Annotated in this window: 17 protein-coding genes and 2 pseudogenes; 16 read left to right on the top strand and 3 right to left on the bottom strand. The window is 40.1% G+C overall.

Translation table 11 applies throughout. From position 1 onward, the window contains the following. Nucleotides 1-58 precede the first annotated feature (58 nt). From flgN to flgA, 3 genes are all read right to left on the bottom strand, one after another. Complete coding sequence (gene flgN, locus PARC_RS04550) at nt 59-490, bottom strand: flagellar protein FlgN (RefSeq protein ID WP_010553241.1); 432 nt, start codon at nt 488-490, stop codon at nt 59-61. Beyond that, nucleotides 483-803: a flagellar biosynthesis anti-sigma factor FlgM gene (gene flgM, locus PARC_RS04555; RefSeq protein ID WP_010553242.1), complete on the bottom strand. Its 321-nt coding sequence runs from the start codon at nt 801-803 to the stop codon at nt 483-485. The genes flgN and flgM overlap by 8 nt, the downstream gene beginning before the upstream one ends. Nucleotides 804-879: 76 nt before the next feature. After that, nucleotides 880-1,515 (bottom strand): flagellar basal body P-ring formation chaperone FlgA, encoded by a 636-nt coding sequence (gene flgA / locus PARC_RS04560; RefSeq protein ID WP_021032011.1) that lies wholly within the window; start codon nt 1,513-1,515, stop codon nt 880-882. Nucleotides 1,516-1,738: 223 nt separating this feature from the next. Between flgA and PARC_RS04565 the strand changes: the two genes are divergently transcribed. The 16 genes and pseudogenes from PARC_RS04565 to PARC_RS21985 form a co-directional block, all read left to right on the top strand. Further along, nucleotides 1,739-2,674 carry a chemotaxis protein CheV gene (locus tag PARC_RS04565; protein ID WP_010553244.1) on the top strand — a complete coding sequence of 312 codons (936 nt, stop codon included), beginning with the start codon at nt 1,739-1,741 and terminating at the stop codon, nt 2,672-2,674. Nucleotides 2,675-2,691: 17 nt separating this feature from the next. After that, complete coding sequence (locus PARC_RS04570) at nt 2,692-3,522, top strand: CheR family methyltransferase (protein ID WP_010553245.1); 831 nt, start codon at nt 2,692-2,694, stop codon at nt 3,520-3,522. A gap of 145 nt (nt 3,523-3,667) precedes the next feature. Next, entirely contained in the window at nt 3,668-4,075 is a 408-nt protein-coding gene (flgB, locus tag PARC_RS04575) for a flagellar basal body rod protein FlgB (RefSeq protein ID WP_010553246.1), read from the top strand. 5 nt (nt 4,076-4,080) lie between these two features. After that, nucleotides 4,081-4,512: a flagellar basal body rod protein FlgC gene (gene flgC / locus PARC_RS04580; protein ID WP_010553247.1), complete on the top strand. Its 432-nt coding sequence runs from the start codon at nt 4,081-4,083 to the stop codon at nt 4,510-4,512. A gap of 13 nt (nt 4,513-4,525) precedes the next feature. Next, nucleotides 4,526-5,206 carry a flagellar hook assembly protein FlgD gene (locus tag PARC_RS04585; protein WP_010553248.1) on the top strand — a complete coding sequence of 227 codons (681 nt, stop codon included), beginning with the start codon at nt 4,526-4,528 and terminating at the stop codon, nt 5,204-5,206. A 60-nt stretch (nt 5,207-5,266) separates the two neighbouring features. After that, nucleotides 5,267-6,634: a flagellar hook protein FlgE gene (flgE, locus tag PARC_RS04590; protein WP_010553249.1), complete on the top strand. Its 1,368-nt coding sequence runs from the start codon at nt 5,267-5,269 to the stop codon at nt 6,632-6,634. A gap of 157 nt (nt 6,635-6,791) precedes the next feature. Next, complete coding sequence (locus PARC_RS04595) at nt 6,792-7,535, top strand: flagellar basal body rod protein FlgF (protein ID WP_010553250.1); 744 nt, start codon at nt 6,792-6,794, stop codon at nt 7,533-7,535. A gap of 21 nt (nt 7,536-7,556) precedes the next feature. Beyond that, entirely contained in the window at nt 7,557-8,345 is a 789-nt protein-coding gene (flgG, locus tag PARC_RS04600; RefSeq protein ID WP_002959420.1) for a flagellar basal-body rod protein FlgG, read from the top strand. A gap of 16 nt (nt 8,346-8,361) precedes the next feature. Beyond that, a complete protein-coding gene (gene flgH, locus PARC_RS04605; protein WP_010553251.1) occupies nt 8,362-9,045 on the top strand; it encodes a flagellar basal body L-ring protein FlgH in 684 nt (227 codons plus the stop codon). Between the two features lie 11 nt (nt 9,046-9,056). Beyond that, entirely contained in the window at nt 9,057-10,151 is a 1,095-nt protein-coding gene (locus PARC_RS04610; protein ID WP_010553252.1) for a flagellar basal body P-ring protein FlgI, read from the top strand. 166 nt (nt 10,152-10,317) lie between these two features. Next, nucleotides 10,318-11,334 (top strand): flagellar assembly peptidoglycan hydrolase FlgJ, encoded by a 1,017-nt coding sequence (gene flgJ, locus PARC_RS04615; RefSeq protein ID WP_010553253.1) that lies wholly within the window; start codon nt 10,318-10,320, stop codon nt 11,332-11,334. A gap of 1 nt (nt 11,335) precedes the next feature. Continuing rightward, entirely contained in the window at nt 11,336-13,438 is a 2,103-nt protein-coding gene (gene flgK, locus PARC_RS04620) for a flagellar hook-associated protein FlgK (RefSeq protein ID WP_010553254.1), read from the top strand. 2 nt (nt 13,439-13,440) lie between these two features. Next, a complete protein-coding gene (flgL, locus tag PARC_RS04625) occupies nt 13,441-14,715 on the top strand; it encodes a flagellar hook-associated protein FlgL (protein ID WP_010553255.1) in 1,275 nt (424 codons plus the stop codon). Between the two features lie 320 nt (nt 14,716-15,035). Then, nucleotides 15,036-16,592, top strand: a complete 1,557-nt coding sequence (locus tag PARC_RS04630; RefSeq protein ID WP_096058050.1) for a flagellin — start codon at nt 15,036-15,038, stop codon at nt 16,590-16,592. 199 nt (nt 16,593-16,791) lie between these two features. Further along, a pseudogene (locus PARC_RS22035) lies at nt 16,792-17,668 on the top strand (IS30 family transposase). A 238-nt stretch (nt 17,669-17,906) separates the two neighbouring features. After that, nucleotides 17,907-18,656 (top strand): annotated as a pseudogene (locus tag PARC_RS21985) (flagellin N-terminal helical domain-containing protein); the annotation flags it as partial. Nucleotides 18,657-18,669: the final 13 nt, after the last annotated feature.

An 18,669-nucleotide genomic window follows, 5' to 3' on the forward strand; every position in this document is an offset into this window, starting at 1 on the left:
ACATTAAAAAAGCCTTATTGATAAATCAATAAGGCTTTTTTAATGTAAAATTTTGGGCTTACGCTTTTAAATTACGAACCAATTTACTCTCGGTATTTACAGATTTACCTGCTTGGTCGTAAGTCATACTTGTTGGAGCACCAATTAAAATCTCTTTGAGCTGTTTAACACTTAACTGCGCTTGGCGAGCAGCATGAGCATTAACATTATTTTGTTTTTGGCATTGAGCCAGTTGGGTTTTAACTTGGCTTATTAGCTCAGATATTTCAGAATTTTGTGAGTCGTTACTAGCAATTAGCTTACTTAGCTCTTTATCAAGGGTGCTTAACTTAGTTAAAAAAGACATTTTTTGTTGGGCAATTTCTTTTAAACCAGCACCACGTCGTGAGGCAATAGCAGTAAGCTCATCGTTTAATAGCGTGTGTAAAGAGTCTAAACAACTTACTTGTTGGTTTAGCTTTACGCTAATTAAACTATTATGATCAGCCATACACGTTAAACTCAAAATCAGCTAAGTTTTTAGCAAGCTTTTCACTGTCCACTTGGTATTTACCTTCAGTTATTGCTTTTTTTAGCTCAGCAACTTTATCGCTGTCAAAGCCAGGTGATTGCTGTGCTTTATCTTGAAGCGTTTTTAATTGCTGCGCTTGCGGCGTTAAACTTACAGAATCACTTGCAGCCTTAGGCGAAGGAGTCTGCGTCGCTTGTGTATTTGCATTATCTTTTTTTAAATCAACTTGTTGTTGCTTTGCATTTGTAAGTGCATTAGCTTGTTGATTACTACCATTAACTTGACTAACCATAATAATAAACCTGTATATTACCCAACTTATGCCAAGTTATCGGCATATACGTAGGATACTTTAGTATAAATCTAAATTAAATATTTACTTGAACAGACTCTACACCATCTACTCGCGCATTTAAAATTTTACCTGACTTTTTGTTTTTAATTTGTATTTGATCGCCCAAAGTACCGTCTTCTAATGCAATACCTGTTGTTTTAATTCTAAGGCCTCTGAGGTTTGCGTAAATATTAACAGAATCCCCCTTACAAACCATACAAATTTGGTTTAGTAAAACGGGCATCCCGCTTCTAATATTTCGTTTACTTCTGCTACCTATTAAAATTGTGGGGTCATCTAAATATTGCACTCTTACAAAGTGAGTTGGTTTCATTTCAACACTTAAATGCGATTTAGTTATTACCTCACCACGAGCTAAGTTAGCAATTGCTACAACAACAGGCGCCATTTCAACAACTCTTACATGGACATATTGAGCCCATGTTTGAGCATCATTACATTTAGCTTGTAAAGTTACTTGGCGGTTAAATGGTGGTTCATCGGAAGTTGATAATTCAAGGTCAGAATTACAAATACGATCGGGGATACGACTGTCTAAAGGCAGTGCACTTAATTGCATATTAGTATTTTTTAATATACCAATCTGCTCAGTTATATAAGCAACAGCCATCTCTTGTAATAAATCTTTGCTAAATACTTTGGCCTGCAAAGGTAATGCAAAGGTAATGCAAAGCAGAGGCTAGCAACAAAATAAAAAACACTGTATCTTCTGACTTTTTTTAACAAACTCATAATGTTTCGACTATGCTTATGGTTTCAAACAGGGTATAAATATTTTGCGTCAAAAAGTAGACGCTCCCGCGATGTTATGTAGCTTTATTAATAGGTAGCAATTATCGTTCCGCATTATTTGTTTTCTTTAGGAGATTTGAATGGCAGGCATTTTAGACTCAGTAAACCAACGCACGCAGTTGGTTGGGCAGAACCGCCTAGAATTACTTTTATTTAAGCTCAGAGGGCGTCAGCGTTTTGGCATTAATGTATTTAAAGTGAGGGAAGTATTGCAATGTCCTCCACTTACAAGCATGCCAAAATCGAATGCTTATATTCGTGGTGTTGCTCATATTCGTGGTCAAACTATCTCAGTAATCGACCTGTCGATGGCTGTAGGCGGGCGCCCAATAGAAAATATTAAAGACAGTTTTATCATTATTGCTGAGTACAACCGCTCGGTTCAAGGCTTTTTAGTGGGCGGGGTTGAGCGTATTGTAAATATGAATTGGGAAAAAATAATGCCACCACCATCAGGTGCCGGGCGTTATTCATATTTAACAGCCGTGACCGAAATCGAAAATGAATTAGTAGAAATTTTAGACGTAGAAAAAATACTTAATGAAATTTGCCCAGTAAATACAGAAGTAAGTGCTGAAGTTGCACAAAGTGGCGACATTCAAAAAGACTTAGGCGAGCGTATCGTATTTATTGCAGACGACTCAGCTGTTGCGCGTAATCAAGTTAAACGTGCCCTAGAACCGCTAGGCGTGCAAACGGAGCTTGCTAAAAATGGTAAAGAAGCTTTAATTAGGCTTAAAGAAATAGCAGAACTTGATTGCAAAAACGATATTACTGAGCGAGTTGCATTACTTATTTCTGATGTTGAAATGCCAGAAATGGACGGTTATACATTAACAGCTGAAATAAAAGCAGATCCTAAGCTTGCACCATTACATGTTATTTTACATACATCATTGAGTGGTGTGTTTAACCAAGCAATGATAGAAAAAGTAGGTGCTGACGACTTTATCGCCAAATTTAACCCTGATGAGTTAGCAACAGCGGTTAAAAAATGGGTTCATAGTGACCAATAAAAATAGGTGTTATTGATTTGAATAATAAAGATTTGCAGCAAAGTGAATACGACCAGTTTCGTTCGTTTTTAGAGCAGCAATGCGGTATTGTTTTAGGTGAAAACAAGCAATACTTAGTTAAAAGTCGACTTGCTCCACTCATGGCTCGATTTAATGTGGAATCTTTATCACAATTAGTAAGTAAAACACTTGGCCTTCATGAGCGGCAATTAAGAGCCGCTGTTGTTGATGCAATGACCACAAACGAAACGTTATGGTTTAGAGATCAATACCCATTTGAATTACTTCAAAATAAATTATTCCCTGAATTTAAAGAGTTAAGAAGACCATTAAAAATTTGGTCTGCTGCCAGCTCATCAGGGCAAGAACCCTACTCGATTGCTATGTCGGTTGCCGAGTTTCAAGCTAAGCAACCTGGCGTGCTACGTATGGGAGCGCAAATTATTGGTACAGATATATCTAATACCATGCTCGATATGTGTAAAAATGCAGAATACGACGCGCTTGCACTTGCCAGAGGCTTATCGGCAGAACGCCGTAAAAAGTTTTTTAAAGATAGCGGCAACGGTATGGCACAAGTAAACGATACAATAAAAAAACAAGTTAGTTTTAGGCATTTAAATTTGCTTGATTCGTACGCGTTAATGGGCAAATTTGATATTATTTTTTGCCGCAATGTACTTATTTACTTTGCACCTGAAATAAAAGCTAAAATTATTAATCAGTTTGCACAAGCGTTAAATCCAAAAGGGTACTTGTTTTTAGGTGCGTCAGAGTCCTTGACTGGCTTAAGTACTGAGTTCGATATGGTTAGATGCAACCCCGGTATTATTTACCAAAAGAAATAATTAAGCTAATTCCTTTCCTTAAAACGACGCACTCAGCGTCGTTTTTCTATTTAGATACATGGCCTTATAAAAATATAACTTTCCTTATTATAAATGGCTTATTTTTTGCTTTATTCATGGGTAAGTCAATTTTTTGGAGAAGGTTATGGCTATCAGTTTTGATAAAGCATTAGGTGTGCATCCGCAAGCCATGTTGATCCGTTCACAGCGAGCAGAATTAATTGCAACTAATATAGCTAACGCTGATACGCCTGGCTATAAAGCAAAAGATATAGACTTTGCCTCGGCATTAAAAGCGGCAAGGTCAACCCAGCAAAGCGGCAATACCATGGTAAGAACTAACGATAAACACATTGGTGGAGGTACTCATAGTATGGGTAGTTCTGAATCATTTCGCTTGCCAAATCAATCAGATACGGGCGATGGTAACTCGGTTGATATACAAGTGGAACGAAACTTGTATACACAGAATGCTATGGAGTATCAGGCCAGCTTGCAATTTTTAAGCGGCAGATTCAAAGGTCTGAATAAAGCTCTCGGTAGTCAAGGATAAAAATTATGAGTTTATATAATGTTTTTGATATTGCAGGTTCGGGTATGAGCGCACAAAACGTTCGCTTAAATACTACAGCTAGTAATATTTCTAATGCTAATACCATTAGTTCATCTCAAGACAAAACGTACCGAGCGCGCCAACCTGTATTTGCGGCTGAGCTAACAAAAGCTTCAGCATCAGCAAGTAATCAACAGGGCTCCGCCGTTGGTGTTAAAGTTTTGGGCATTGTTGAAAGCGATGCACCATTACAAATTGAATATAACCCAAACCATCCAAGTGCGGATGAAAATGGCTATATCTATAAACCCAACGTTAATGTTGTAGAGGAGATGGCAAATATGATTTCTGCCTCTCGTTCTTACCAAACAAACGTGCAAGTTGCTGATGCAGCAAAGCAAATGCTAAGTAAAACACTGTTGCTAGGGCAGCGGTAACCGAGGGTAGGTTATGAGTAACGATATTAGTACATCTTCATCCTATTTAGACTCTATACGCTGGCAAGAAAAGCAAGTAGCGACCAGCGATGGTGAAAGTGATGCGTTAACACAGGAAGATTTTTTCTCCTTATTAACACAGCAACTGTCGTATCAGGATCCCAGTAACCCTGCGGATAACGACCAAATGATTGCGCAAATGACCAGCTTTACCATGGCGCAAGGTATTAGTGATTTGAATTCAAACTTTGATAACTTAGCGACTTCGATGACATCAAACTCAGCCCTGCAAGCATCAACACTTGTTGGCAAGCAAGCTTTACTTGAGTCAAATACTCTTGATTTAAATGAAACGGGTGATGCCAGAGGCTCTGCAGTGGCAGAAGAAGCCGTTGACAACTTAAAAATTAAAGTGACAGACGCATCAGGCCAGCTTGTGAGGACTATTGATATGGGCTCTCAATCCGCAGGCGCGGTCCGTTTTGCATGGGATGGAAAAAACGAAGCCGGTGAGCGTTTACCAGAAGGTGAATACTCAGTAACCGCCGAAGGAAGTACTGACGGCGAATTTTCAAGCTTGCCCATTGCTACATTTAAGAACATTGAAAGCGTTAATATTAATGGCTCAAGCGGCATTATTATTAATACTAAAGAAGGTGCGGTTAGGCTGACAGATGTCGCAGAAATCGCGTAATAAATTTTAATTATACTTCGCCTGTCAGCAGGCTAAATATTAACAGGTTAGAGGTGAATTATGAGCTTCAATATTGCATTAACCGGCCTAGCTGCCGCACAAAAAGATTTAGACGTAACAGCAAATAATATTGCAAACGTTAATACAACGGGTTTTAAAGAGTCACGCGCAGAGTTTGCTGATGTTTACGCATCGTCAGTATTTAGCTCTGGTAAGACTAAAAATGGTGATGGTGTACAAACAACCATGGTTGCACAGCAATTTCATCAAGGCTCACTGCAATTTACAAACAACTCACTTGATTTAGCTATTACGGGTGAAGGTTATTTTGCGATGACTGACGATTTATCTTCGCAAGATTTAACATATACACGTGCAGGTGCATTTAAGCTTAATCAAGATAACTTTATGGTTGACGCTAAAGGTAACTTTTTACAAGCATTTCCAGTTGATTCATCTACAGGTGATACAACGTCGGTAAGTTTGAGCACAACTGATCCAATTCAAATCCCTGATTCGTCTGGTTCTCCTCGTGCAACAGAAAATGTATTTTTGTCGTTTAACTTAGATGCAACAGCTGATCCAACAGGTTTAGATTTTGATCCAGCATCTAGTGGTACTTATAACTCATCTACGTCAACAACGGTGTATGACTCACTAGGTGAACCGCACATTTTACAATACTTTTTCGCGAAACAGGATCCTGCATCGGCAACTGGTGCTGAAAATAGCTGGGATGTATACGCAACACTCGATGGCAAAGTAGTTGGCAAGGACGGTGAAGAACAAACAACGACGCCTTATCAGGAACTTACAACTCTTGGTTTTAACTCAAGCGGTTTACCATCAACAACAGATAGCAATCTAAATGCCAATGCAACTACTTTTGATGAAATATCACTACCAGCGGGTCTTGGTACTGGCTTATCAACATTACTAGACAATGGTGCAACTTTCCCAAGTACTGGTATTGAACTTAATTGGCGCGATGAAAATAATACTGCAGGACGTGTTCCAACTCAGTATTCAAGTGGTTTTGAAGTAAAAGCACTCGATCAAGATGGCTCAACGGTAGGCCGTTTAGCCGGAATTGATATAGGCACAGACGGAAAAATTGTTGCTTCTTACAGTAATGGTGACTCAACATTCCTAGGCCAAGTAGCTATGGTACGTTTTCCTAATTCACAAGGTTTGTCGCAAGTAGGTGATACAAGTTGGAAGCAAAGCATTGATTCAGGTGAGCCTGTAGCGGGTGAAGCTGGGTCTGGTACATTTGGTGGAATTAACTCATCTGCACTTGAGCAATCAAATACTAACCTAACAAATGAGCTTGTAGACTTAATTACAGCACAGCGTAATTACCAAGCAAACTCACGTGCGCTTGAAGTTAACTCAACTATTCAGCAAAGTATTTTGCAGATTCGATAAGTTACACTCAATTGAATATATTAGGCTGCATTTTTGCAGCCTTTTTTATAAGTCCTCTTCGTAAGCCCTTCTAAATACCTCTCAATGTTGCGTCAAATTTAATCTGGCACCTATTTTGCATTTGTAAGTTCATAGATTTTTTATGTGAGTCGATACTATGGACAAAATGGTCTACATTGCGGCCTCTGGCGCTAAGCAAAGCCTGCAGGGGCTTGCGCTTAAAGCCAATAATTTGGCGAATGCAAATACAACAGGTTTTAAAGCCGACTTTGCACAGGCGCGTTCTATGCAAGCGTTTGGCGAAGGTTTGCCTACACGTGTATTTGCAATGCAAGAGCGTCCGGGTTCTAACATGGTATCGGGTGGCATTGTTCAAACCGGGCGAGACTTAGATATCGCGATGAGTGATAACGCTTGGCTTGCCGTGCAAGATGCCTCAGGTAACGAAGCTTATACCAAAGTAGGTACGCTCAATATTACTGCGCAAGGCATGTTAGTAACGAGCGGTGGTCGTCAAGTAATTGGCGAAGGCGGCCCTGTTATTTTACCCGTCCCAGTCGAAAAAATAGGGTTTAGTCAAGATGGCGCTATTCAAGTTCGACCACAAGGCGCACCGGCTAACTTTTTAGAAGAAGTAGATACGCTTAGAGTGGTTGAAGCAAATAGCTCACAGCTCGAAAAAGGTAACGATGGTTTATTTAGGCCAAAAGCCAATGTAACAGTAGATACCTCTGCCAATGTAAAAGTTTTAAGTGGTTCGCTTGAAATGTCTAACGTAAATCCCGTTCACGAAATGGTCGACATGATAAGCCACCAGCGCCAATTTGAATTACAAGTGAAATTAATGAAAACAGCTGAAGAAATTGACGAGCGTCAAGATCAGTTATTACGCATAGTTTAACTTTAAAATGAGGACACGATTATGAATCCAGCATTGTGGATCAGTAAAACTGGGCTAGACGCTCAACAAACCGATATATCGGTTATCTCAAATAATTTAGCGAATGCGAGTACCGTAGGTTACAAAAAAAGCCGCGCTATATTTGAAGATTTACTTTATCAAAATATTAATCAACCAGGTGGTCGTTCATCGCAAGATACCGAAATGCCGTCGGGCTTAATGTTAGGTGCGGGTGCTAAAGTTGTAGCTAACCAAAAAGAGTTTACGCAAGGCAACATGCTAACCACCGAAAACTCACTAGATTGGATGATTTCTGGCGAAGGCTTTTTTGAAGTACTGCAACCCGATGGCAATATTGCTTACTCGCGCAACGGCCAGTTTACTACCGATGGCGATGGTCGAATTGTAACATCGGGCGCTGGTTACGTTATTCAGCCAGAAATGAATGTACCTGATGACGCGCAATCAATTACGGTTTCGCAAGATGGTGAAGTATCTGTGCGTGTTGCAGGCCAAGCCGATAACGTGGTAATTGGTCAGCTGACTATTAGTGATTTTATTAATCCATCGGGTCTTGAGCCAATTGGTCAAAACCTTTATACCGAAACCGCTGTAAGTGGTGCGCCGGTACAAGGTAATCCTGGTGTTGAAGGGTTAGGTAGCATTATTCAAGGCTCACTCGAAACTTCAAACGTAAATGTAACTGAAGAGCTCGTAAATCTAATCGAAACTCAGCGTATTTACGAAATGAACTCAAAAGTAATTTCGGCCGTTGACGAAATGATGAGTTATATCAATCAACAGCTTTAATAGAGTAGGGGGAATTATGCGTAATATTATTTTATTTACAGCGGGCACATTATTTTTAAGTGGCTGTATGTCTACGCAAAATAGTGAAGTAGTGCAGGACGACCCTTACTACGCACCTATGTACCCCGAGCCTATTTTAGAGCCGCTGGTAGCCACAGGTTCATTATTTAATACTCATACATCAAACGACTTATATTCTGATAAAAAAGCGCTACGTACTGGCGATATAATTACGGTTAAATTGCAAGAGTCTACTCAAGCAACAAAAGCCGCTAAAACAGAAACAGACAAAGAAACCGATGCAAGCTTAGACCCAGTGATTGGCTTAGGTGGTCTACCTGTAAATATAGGTGGCGATAGTATTCAGTTTGGTATTGGTAGTGATTCGTCGTTTACGGGCGATTCAAAATCAAACCAGTCAAACAGCTTGGTGGGCGATATTTCGGTTAATGTAATGCGCGTTTTACCTAATGGTAACTTAGTTATACGCGGCGAAAAATGGCTAACGCTTAATACCGGCGAAGAGTTTATTCGTTTAGAAGGGCTAGTACGCCCTCAAGACGTAAGCGCCGACAATACAGTTGAATCAAATCGTATTGCTAATGCACGTATTCAATACTCAGGTAAAGGGCAAACGCAAGAAGCGCAAAGTCCTGGTTGGCTTACACGTTTCTTTAGCAGTTCGCTGTTTCCATTTTAGAGGGTAACAACATGAATAGCCTTAAAGCTTTATGTTTAGTTGTGTTATTAGGTTGGCAGTTTACTGCCAGTGCCGAGCGCATAAAAGATGTGTCTATGGTTGAAGGCGTACGCTCTAACCAATTAGTGGGCTATGGCTTAGTGGTTGGCTTACCAGGAACAGGTGAACAAAACAGATATACACAACAAAGCTTTAAAGGCATGTTAAACAGCTTTGGTATTACGCTACCTTCAACTCAAAGTCCTAAAATTAAAAATGTTGCCGCTGTTGCTGTACATGCAGAATTACCCGCATTTAGAAAACCTGGGCAAAGAATAGATATTACGGTTTCTTCTATTGGTAGTGCAGGCAGTTTACGTGGTGGTACTTTACTACAAACTTTTTTAAAGGGTGTAGACGGTAACGTGTATGCAATTGCACAAGGTAGCTTAATTGTCGGTGGCTTAGGCGCACAAGGTCTTGATGGTAGTAAGGTTGTAATTAACACGCCTACAGTTGGTCGCATACCAAATGGCGCAACAGTTGAACGCACCGTAGAAAGCCCATTTATGCAAGGCGATTATATTACCTTCAACCTAAACCGCCCAGACTTTACAACGGCAAAACGCCTAGAAAAAACAATTAATGACTTAGTTGGCCCAAATAGCGCACAAGCAATAGATTCTGTTTCTATTCGTGTTATAGCACCACGCGATGCATCCCAGCGTGTTTCGTACTTATCAACACTCGAAAACTTAGAATTTAAACCAGCTGACATGGCCGCTAAAATTATAGTTAACTCGCGCACCGGTACAATTGTCATTGGCAAAAACGTTAAGCTTCAGCCTGCGGCTATAACTCATGGTGGCTTAACAGTAACAATTGCAGAACAACAAAATGTGTCACAACCAAATCCGCTAGCAAACGGTGATACAGTTGTCACGCAGCAAAGTATTATTGATGTAAACCAAGATGACTCGCGCGCCTTTGTATTTAATCCAGGTGTAAGCCTTGACGATTTAGTTCGCGCAATTAACGAAGTAGGCGCAGCGCCTGGTGACTTAATGGCTATTTTAGAAGCACTAAAAGAAGCTGGCGCAATTAACGGACAGTTAGTTGTTATATAAATAACCCAAGCCAATAAATAACGTATTATTTAAGCCCTATATTTTTGAAGCTAGGGCTTTTTATTTACAGCAACTTAAGTTTATTATTTTTATCTTCCTCGTTTTATCGGTAGTGGCTCAATTTTTGCATTTTTAACTACATTATTCATTTTGTGTCAAAAAGCCGATGGAAACTAATCACCTCGATAAACAAAACTTTTTTGATTTAGGCAACTTAGATTCACTTCGTAAAGAAGCCTTAACGAGTGGCGATGCATCAACTGATGCCTCTAAAGCTGCGCTCAAAAAAGCGGCCGCACAATTTGAAGCTATTTTTACGCAGATGTTGCTCAAAGGAATGCGCAAAGCTAACGAAGCATTTGAAGACAAAGACAGTCCATTTAATTCAAGTGGCGTAAAGTTTTTTGAAGAAATGCACGATCAGCAACTTTCTACAGAGCTTTCATCAAATGGCTCGTTAGGCCTTGCCGATTTAATTGTTCAGCAGTTATCGCCTGAGTCTAAAAACTTTATGCCAGGCTCGGTGCTTAGAACAACCAACGATATTTTTAGCGATACCCAAGTCGGATCCGCTCTTCCTCATGAGCAAAAAAATAAGCAACCCGATCTTATCGTTAAGAGTACTAAAGCCGATATTGCTGAGCCTAAAGTCGATACTGCAGAGCCTAAAGCCGATAGCCCAACCTTTAAAAATGCAGAAGAGTTTGTAAGTTCAGTGTGGGAACACGCTAAAACTGCAGCGCAAAAAATTGGTTTAAACCCTGCAGTAATGGTTGCACAAGCGGCACTTGAAACCGGTTGGGGTAAACACATTATTAATAAAAGTGACGGTGGCAGCTCAAATAACTTATTTAATATTAAGTCAGATAAAAGCTGGGAAGGCGATAAAGCAAGCAAAGTAACGCTTGAGTTTGAACAAGGCACACCCGTTAAAAAACAAGCCAGCTTTAGAGCCTACGATTCAATTAAAGATAGCGTGAACGACTTCGTTGATTTTTTAACGCAAAACCCACGCTACCAAGAAGCATTACAAAATACAGCAAAACCAAATGACTTTTTAGATTCATTACAAAAAGCAGGTTATGCAACCGATCCAAATTACGCCAGCAAAATAAAAAATGTGCTCAATAGCAGCCAGCTAAAAGACATTGCGGCAAACGTGATCCGCCAAGGAGTAGAGTAACATGTCGTTTAATTTATTAAACATTGCCAGTTCTGGGGTTAGAGCAAGCTCGGAGCTACTGCAAACGACAAGTAAAAATATCGCCAATGTAAATACCGTGGGTTACGTACGTGAGCGTACTGAATTTACCACTATGGTTGATAACCAAGTGGGGCGAGGTGAAACATACCGATTACTAAATGAGTTTGCTCAGTCACAGCTAAATCGTGACACCTCTAATAAATCGTTTTTCGATCAATTTGTTACTGAGGCAAATAGAGTTGATACTATTTTTTCTGAAGAGTCGAATAATCTATCGACTGGCATTAACTCTTTATTTAATAACGTGCAAGAAGCGCTAAATCAACCGTCATCTACCGTTGCTCGCTCATTAGTAATGACCGACGCGCAAAGCTTAATTGATCAAATGGATAGGCTTTCAGGCATCGTGCTTGATCAAAAAAGTGTAGTGAACGAGCAGCTCGAAATTTTTTCAGATGAAGCCAATTCACTCATCCAAAGTATTAGCACGCTAAATCAAAATATTGCAGCAGTAAATGGCACTCGTAATGAAGCTGATGCAAGCTCAACCTACAATGAGCGCGATAAAGCAATACGCGACTTATCAGAGCTAATCGACATTGAAACGCTTGATGGTCCAAATGGCGAAAAACTCGTTTTTATGGGCACAGGCGAAGCGGTTGTTATGCAAAATGGCGCATTTAACTTATTTTCTATGACAGGGGATCCTGATCCTAATTTTAAAGAATTCACGCTTGACGTTAATGGTGGCAAAGCTGTGCCGCTTGAAGTCGATGTAAGTAAACTTAAAGGAAAAATTGGCGGCTTACTTGCTTTTAGAGATGACATATTAGTCCCTGCGCAGAACCAAATTGGTCAAATGGGTTTAGCGATAGCTGATGCATTTAACGAACAAAACAAATTGGGTATGGATGCAACGGGCCAGCTAGGGGGTAATATTTTTAATATTCCTACCGTTGGCGCTTATGCGTATCAAGCGAATACTGGTGATGCTGGTATGACTGCAACTGTAGAGCCCGGTAAAGGCAGTGAACTTCCTGCTAGTGACTTTATTATTACTTATACCAGTGCGACATCGGTTTCTATTCAACCAGTAGATAATAAAGGCGAGCCGCTAGGTGATCCATCAGTTGCAGATATCCCAGCTGATGGGATCATAAATGCAGACGATATTCGAAATGCAGTCCCTTATCAAGCGGCAACAGCTACAACACCAGAAGTGTTAGCAACGGTAAAAGACTCCTTCGGACTACAATTAAATATAGATACAACCAAAACAGGTAACGTGGGAGATCAGTTTCAAATAAAGCTTAATTCAGATGCCGCTTCAAGTATTACACTTGCAACAGGGCGCGCAGAAGATTTAGCACTAGCATCGCCTATTCGTACAGCTAACAGTATAGATAATACCGGTACTGCAACTATTTCAGTGGGTACAGTTAGTAGCGTTATTTCAGGTGGATTTACTTTAGAAACACCTCTCACTACACCGCCTATACCAGTTAATCCACCAGTACTTGCTAATGGTGATATTAAAATTGTTAAAGCTACAGGTACCAATGATTATTTAATTAGCGATGGTAGTGGCACTGATGTGGCAGTAACTATAGCGCCCCCAGGTAAAAACGTTTTAGCAGGTCTTGGTGCCCCTTATGATTCATATGGTTTTGACTTTGATATAGAAGGCACACCAGCAACAGGCGACACCTTTACACTTGAGTTTAACGAAGGCGGCTTTGACGATAACCGTAATGGTTTAAAATTAGCTGACTTACAGAATGGCGAGTTAGTCCGTTTAAATGTAGAAACAACAGCAACGGCCGACAACCATAAAACGTTTAACCAAGCTTATTCAGGATTAGTGAGTGATATAGGTGTTATAACTGGCCAAGCAATCACAAGCGGTAGTGCGTTTAATGCATTAGCAGAGCAGTCTGAGGCATGGTATGAATCACTATCGGGTGTAAACCTTGATGAAGAGGCCGCAAATTTACTGCGTTTTCAACAATCATATTCAGCATCAGCACAAGTTCTAGCAGCAGCTCAAGAAATTTTTGACACCTTATTAAATGCGGCGAGGTAATTATGCGTTTATCAAATAATTTAATGTACCAAAACAACATAAATAAAATACTCGACAACCAACAAGGTGTTGCCAGCGCTCAAGAGCGAGTAACAACCGGTGAAAAGTATTTAACCACCTCAGAAGCGCCAGCTGCTATTTCGCAAGCTATGCTGTATTCAAATAAAATACAAACGAATGAGCAATACACTAAAAATATTAACCAGCTAAATGGCCGCCTTGAAACTGAAGAAAGCGTATTACAAAGCATCAATAGCAATATTCAACAAGCGCAAGAGCTCACTATTCAAGCTGGTAATGGTGTGTACACTAAAGACGATTTAAAAACGTTTGCATCAGAGCTTAGTGGCATTCAACAAACGTTAGCTAACTTAATGAACACCCGATCAGAAGATGGAAAATTTATATTTTCAGGTTACCAAGACAGCACGCAGCCTTATCAGTTTGATTCTGCAGTGGGTGAATATAGCTATAAAGGCGACCAAGGTCAGCACCAAATTACAATAGCTGAAGGTGTATCAATTAAAGCGAGTGATAACGGCTTTGATACGTTTGAAAAAACAGATGCCAGATTAAATGTACTCGATAATAAAGCAGAAATACCAACAACAACACCTACAAATAATATTACTAAAGGCACTGTTTATGTTGATGGCCAAGCCGAGTTCGATAAGTTCCATCAAGCTCAATACAATGCTGATCCAACGACTCCAGTTTCACCTACAGCAAATACTTTTAGTGTAGTCACAACCGCTGGTGCAACAACAAACGATCCAGATACATATGAAATTTTACAAGATGGCGTGTCGCTTACCCCGCCTCAAACTGGTGAATTTACAGATGATACAATTGAATTTGCAGGTATGAAAATTCAATTTGAGGGTAATGCTCCAGGGCAACTCGATTTTAGACTTGAAAAACCATATAAAGAAAACGTACTTAATACATTGCAATCACTTATTACAGGTTTAAATGATGGCACACTTGAAGGTGATGATTTTCAAGAAGTGTTAGCCGATGGCTTGGTTCAATTACAAAATGCCAGCGAACAAGTTGTGTTTACGCAAGCAAGTTTAGGTGGACGTATGAACGCACTTGAAAGAGTAAGCGATTCAAACTTAGCGCTCGATATTCAAAATAAAAGTAATCGCTCTAACTTAGTTGAAGTTGATATGGCAGAAGCTATTAGCGAACTAACCAAACAAGAAACGGCACTGCAAGCATCGCAAGCAACTTTTGGGCGTTTAACTAACCTTTCATTATTCGATTACTTATAAGCAGATTATAAGCAGATTATAAGCAGATTATAAGCAGAAATAGCTTGCCGCTTTAGCTACTTTAAAGCGGCAATAACTATCTACAAAATCGCGGCAAAAATTGGCTACAAAACCGCGGCAAAAAAATGTCACCCCCTTCTAAATAACTTCACTAATTATTTATAATTCAGCAGTCCATGTTTTTACCCTTTAAAACAACAAGTTAAAAATATTTTAAAGTTGGCACAGTAAATGCTTTTCTTATTGTAAGAAATTATCGAACAGTGGTTCCTGTTAAATCGTGTTGAACCACACTCTGTTTAAACCTAGGAGATGGTAAAATGGCATTAACAGTAAATACTAATGTGTCGTCACTAAACGCACAACGTAACTTAACTAAATCAGGCGAAGGCTTAGCAACTTCAATGGAGCGTTTATCATCAGGTATGCGTATCAATAGCGCAAAAGATGATGCCGCAGGCCTACAAATTTCAAACAGATTAACATCGCAGATAAATGGCTTAGCCGTTGCACAGCGAAATGCTAACGATGGTATTTCAATGGCGCAAACCGCAGAAGGCGCTATGCAAGAATCGACTAATATACTACAGCGTATGCGAGAACTTGCCTTGCAGTCTGCCAATGGCTCCAATTCTGCTGACGCAAGAGCTGCATTACAAAAAGAAGTCTCTGCATTACAATCAGAACTTACTCGTATTGCCGAAACAACTTCGTTTGGTGGTCAGCAGTTACTTAATGGTGGTTTTGGTAGTAAAGCATTTCAAGTGGGTGCTAATGCGAATGAAACTATCAACCTGTCACTTACAAGTGTAGCGGCAGAGGACATTGGTTCAAACCAAATGAATTTGCAAAGTGATTCAACGGGCTTTGGCGCAGCATCAACAGCAGGAGCAGACCTGACGGCAGTCTTACACGATATTACTGCTGCACAAAAGTATACTCTTACAGGCCGTGCTGGCAAAGAGGTTGATGTAACAATCAATGTGGGTTCCTCTGCAGCAGATGCAGCCAAAGCAATTAATAAAGTAGCAGATACAACGGGTATAAGCGCTCAAGCTAGAACACAAGCCACACTTGTGTTAGCAACGCCTCCTATCGTTGATCCAGGTGATCCTACTAACTTCGGTAGCTACACTTTCGATTTAAACGGTAAAGCGGTAAGTTTTGACAGCCAAGCGGATGCGTCATTAGATAGAGATGCTATGGCACAAGCAATTAATGCGGGTACCGCAGATCATGGAGTTGCTGCAAAAATTGAAAACGATGAGCTTATAATTACCAGTGACACTGGCAAAGATATTAATATTGAAAATTTCAATGCAAAAAACCATACGGGGCATGCTACTACAGACGCTCCTACGACATTAGCCATCACAACCCAAGGTTATGATGGAACTGATGCTCCCGCAGGTGCCATAACATTGACAAGTGGTGATGGTTCAACTGATGATACTGCACGTATTTATGGCGCAGTTCAGCTTAACTCAGCGACAACGTTTACCGCACAAGCAGATAGTGCTTTATTAGCTGCTGGTACTGATGTAGACACAAGTTCAGTTATTTCTGTTGATACAATTGATATTGCTACACAAGCAGGTTCTCAAGATGCCTTAGCTATTATAGATAATGCAATAGCGATGATAGATGACCAACGTGCTGATTTAGGTGCAGCCCAAAATAGATTTAGTCATACAATTAGCAATCTTGCAAATATCCATGAAAATGTATCTGCATCTCGTAGCCGTATCCAAGACACAGATTTTGCTACAGAAACTGCACAAATGACTAAAAATCAAATATTACAACAAGCCGGTACGTCAATACTTTCACAAGCAAACCAAATACCACAAGCAGCAATTAGCTTGTTAGGTGGTTAATTATTAGTGTAACGAATAAGAGGCTTTATAAACGCACTTCAAATTAAGTGCGTTTTTTGTTTTAGGTTGTTATAAATCAACTAAAAGCATGATATTTAAACCCCTAGATTCAAATTGTAAGTGCATAACTTGTTTTGGCTAGATTAAGTGGTCAGTTGCTCATAAGCTAACTGCTTTTTCTCCGGCAAGAGATTTTACAATGAGACATTACAAACAACTGACCTATGCGCAAAGATGCCAGATCGCCGTTCTAAAGAAAAGCGGTTTTACGCAACAAAGTATTGCTGAGCTAACTAATTTATCGCAATCTACGATTTCAAGAGAGCTTTCTAGAAATACAGGTAAGCGAGGTTACAGACACAAACAAGCTCATGAGCGGGCTTTGTTTCGCCGAAGAAGTGTAAGAAAACCGCTTAAGATGACACCTGAAATGATAGCTTTAATTACCCAGAAGCTTAATGAGAAGTGGAGTCCTGAACAAATAACGGGATGGTTACGCAAAGAAAGTGAACGGTCTGTCAGCCATGAATGCATTTATCTGTATATCTGGGAAGATAAAAAATCGCGTTAGCATTGAAGAGCGCCCACAAATAGTTGATGAGAAAGGCCGTATCGGAGATTGGGAAATAGATACCGTCATAGGCAAAGGTCATCGAGGCGCCCTTGTTACCATTGTAGAGCGGGTTACCCAATTCACTGTATCAACTCAGGTGGCAGGAAAAACAGCGGAAGCCGTCACTGCGGCGACGATAGAACTATTAAGGCCATATAGGTCAGCGCTTCATAGCATCACAGCTGACAATGGAAAAGAGTTCGCTTATCACGAGCAAATCACAGAGGCTTTAAGTGTACCTGTTTATTTTGCTCACCCTTATCACTCATGGGAGCGCGGATTGAATGAAAACACGAATGGATTACTACGTCAGTATTGGCCGAAGAGCACAGATTTTAAGGCGGTAACACCAGCACAAGTTATACCCGTACTTGAGCAACTTAATAATCGTCCGAGGAAGACACTTGGATTTGAAACGCCTGCAAAATTGATGCAGGATCACTTGGCGGCTAAAGCCGCCTAAACGTTATGCACTTCAGATTTGAATCCGCGACCGTATTTTAAATTCATTTAATATAATTGTATTTTAGAACAGTGGGTTAGATGTTTTTAAACAAATAAACTAATTTATTTTTAAAATACTTCTAAAGATAATTTATCTCCTGCCGTTAACTTAATCAGTACGGAGCTGAGCATACATTTGTGACAGCTCTTGGTTAAATTAAAATAGCAACATTACGAAAGTAATCAGGAGTTTTATTATGATTTCAGTAAACACAAATGTATCTTCACTAAACGCGCAACGTAACTTATCTCAATCAGGTTCTGACTTAGCAACTTCTATGGAACGTTTATCATCAGGTATGCGTATCAACAGCGCAAAAGATGATGCGGCAGGCCTACAAATTTCAAACCGTTTAACATCGCAAATAAACGGCCTAGGTGTAGCACAGCGTAACGCTAATGATGGTATTTCTATGGCACAAACTGCTGAAGGTGCGATGCAAGAGTCTACAAGTATTTTACAACGTATGCGTGAGCTAGCACTGCAATCAGCGAATGGCTCAAACTCAGCAGATGCGCGTGCTTCATTGCAAAAGGAAGTATCAGCTTTACAGTCTGAGTTGACACGTATTGCAGATACCACTTCGTTTGGTGGTCAGCAGTTACTTAATGGTGGTTTTGGTAGTAAAGCATTTCAAGTGGGTGCTAATGCGAATGAAACTATCAACCTGTCACTTACAAGTGTAGCGGCAGAGGACATTGGTTCAAACCAAATGAATTTGCAAAGTGATTCAACGGGCTTTGGCGCAGCATCAACAGCAGGAGCAGACCTGACGGCAGTCTTACACGATATTACTGCTGCACAAAAGTATACTCTTACAGGCCGTGCTGGCAAAGAGGTTGATGTAACAATCAATGTGGGTTCCTCTGCAGCAGATGCAGCCAAAGCAATTAATAAAGTAGCAGATACAACGGGTATAAGCGCTCAAGCTAGAACACAAGCCACACTTGTGTTAGCAA

This window comes from Pseudoalteromonas arctica A 37-1-2 (assembly GCF_000238395.3).
GTDB lineage: Bacteria > Pseudomonadota > Gammaproteobacteria > Enterobacterales > Alteromonadaceae > Pseudoalteromonas > Pseudoalteromonas arctica.

What these genes read in the sequence shown, in the direction of transcription:
- flgB (WP_010553246.1), top strand. Translation starts at nt 3,668, where the DNA reads ATGGCTATCAGTTTTGATAAAGCATTAGGTGTGCATCCGCAAGCCATG.
- PARC_RS04585 (WP_010553248.1), top strand. Translation starts at nt 4,526, where the DNA reads ATGAGTAACGATATTAGTACATCTTCATCCTATTTAGACTCTATACGC.
- flgE (WP_010553249.1), top strand. Translation starts at nt 5,267, where the DNA reads ATGAGCTTCAATATTGCATTAACCGGCCTAGCTGCCGCACAAAAAGAT.
- flgC (WP_010553247.1), top strand. Translation starts at nt 4,081, where the DNA reads ATGAGTTTATATAATGTTTTTGATATTGCAGGTTCGGGTATGAGCGCA.
- flgL (WP_010553255.1), top strand. Translation starts at nt 13,441, where the DNA reads ATGCGTTTATCAAATAATTTAATGTACCAAAACAACATAAATAAAATA.
- flgH (WP_010553251.1), top strand. Translation starts at nt 8,362, where the DNA reads ATGCGTAATATTATTTTATTTACAGCGGGCACATTATTTTTAAGTGGC.
- flgM (WP_010553242.1), bottom strand. Translation starts at nt 803, where the DNA reads ATGGTTAGTCAAGTTAATGGTAGTAATCAACAAGCTAATGCACTTACA.
- flgG (WP_002959420.1), top strand. Translation starts at nt 7,557, where the DNA reads ATGAATCCAGCATTGTGGATCAGTAAAACTGGGCTAGACGCTCAACAA.
- PARC_RS04565 (WP_010553244.1), top strand. Translation starts at nt 1,739, where the DNA reads ATGGCAGGCATTTTAGACTCAGTAAACCAACGCACGCAGTTGGTTGGG.
- PARC_RS04610 (WP_010553252.1), top strand. Translation starts at nt 9,057, where the DNA reads ATGAATAGCCTTAAAGCTTTATGTTTAGTTGTGTTATTAGGTTGGCAG.
- PARC_RS04595 (WP_010553250.1), top strand. Translation starts at nt 6,792, where the DNA reads ATGGACAAAATGGTCTACATTGCGGCCTCTGGCGCTAAGCAAAGCCTG.
- PARC_RS04630 (WP_096058050.1), top strand. Translation starts at nt 15,036, where the DNA reads ATGGCATTAACAGTAAATACTAATGTGTCGTCACTAAACGCACAACGT.
- flgJ (WP_010553253.1), top strand. Translation starts at nt 10,318, where the DNA reads ATGGAAACTAATCACCTCGATAAACAAAACTTTTTTGATTTAGGCAAC.
- flgK (WP_010553254.1), top strand. Translation starts at nt 11,336, where the DNA reads ATGTCGTTTAATTTATTAAACATTGCCAGTTCTGGGGTTAGAGCAAGC.
- flgN (WP_010553241.1), bottom strand. Translation starts at nt 490, where the DNA reads ATGGCTGATCATAATAGTTTAATTAGCGTAAAGCTAAACCAACAAGTA.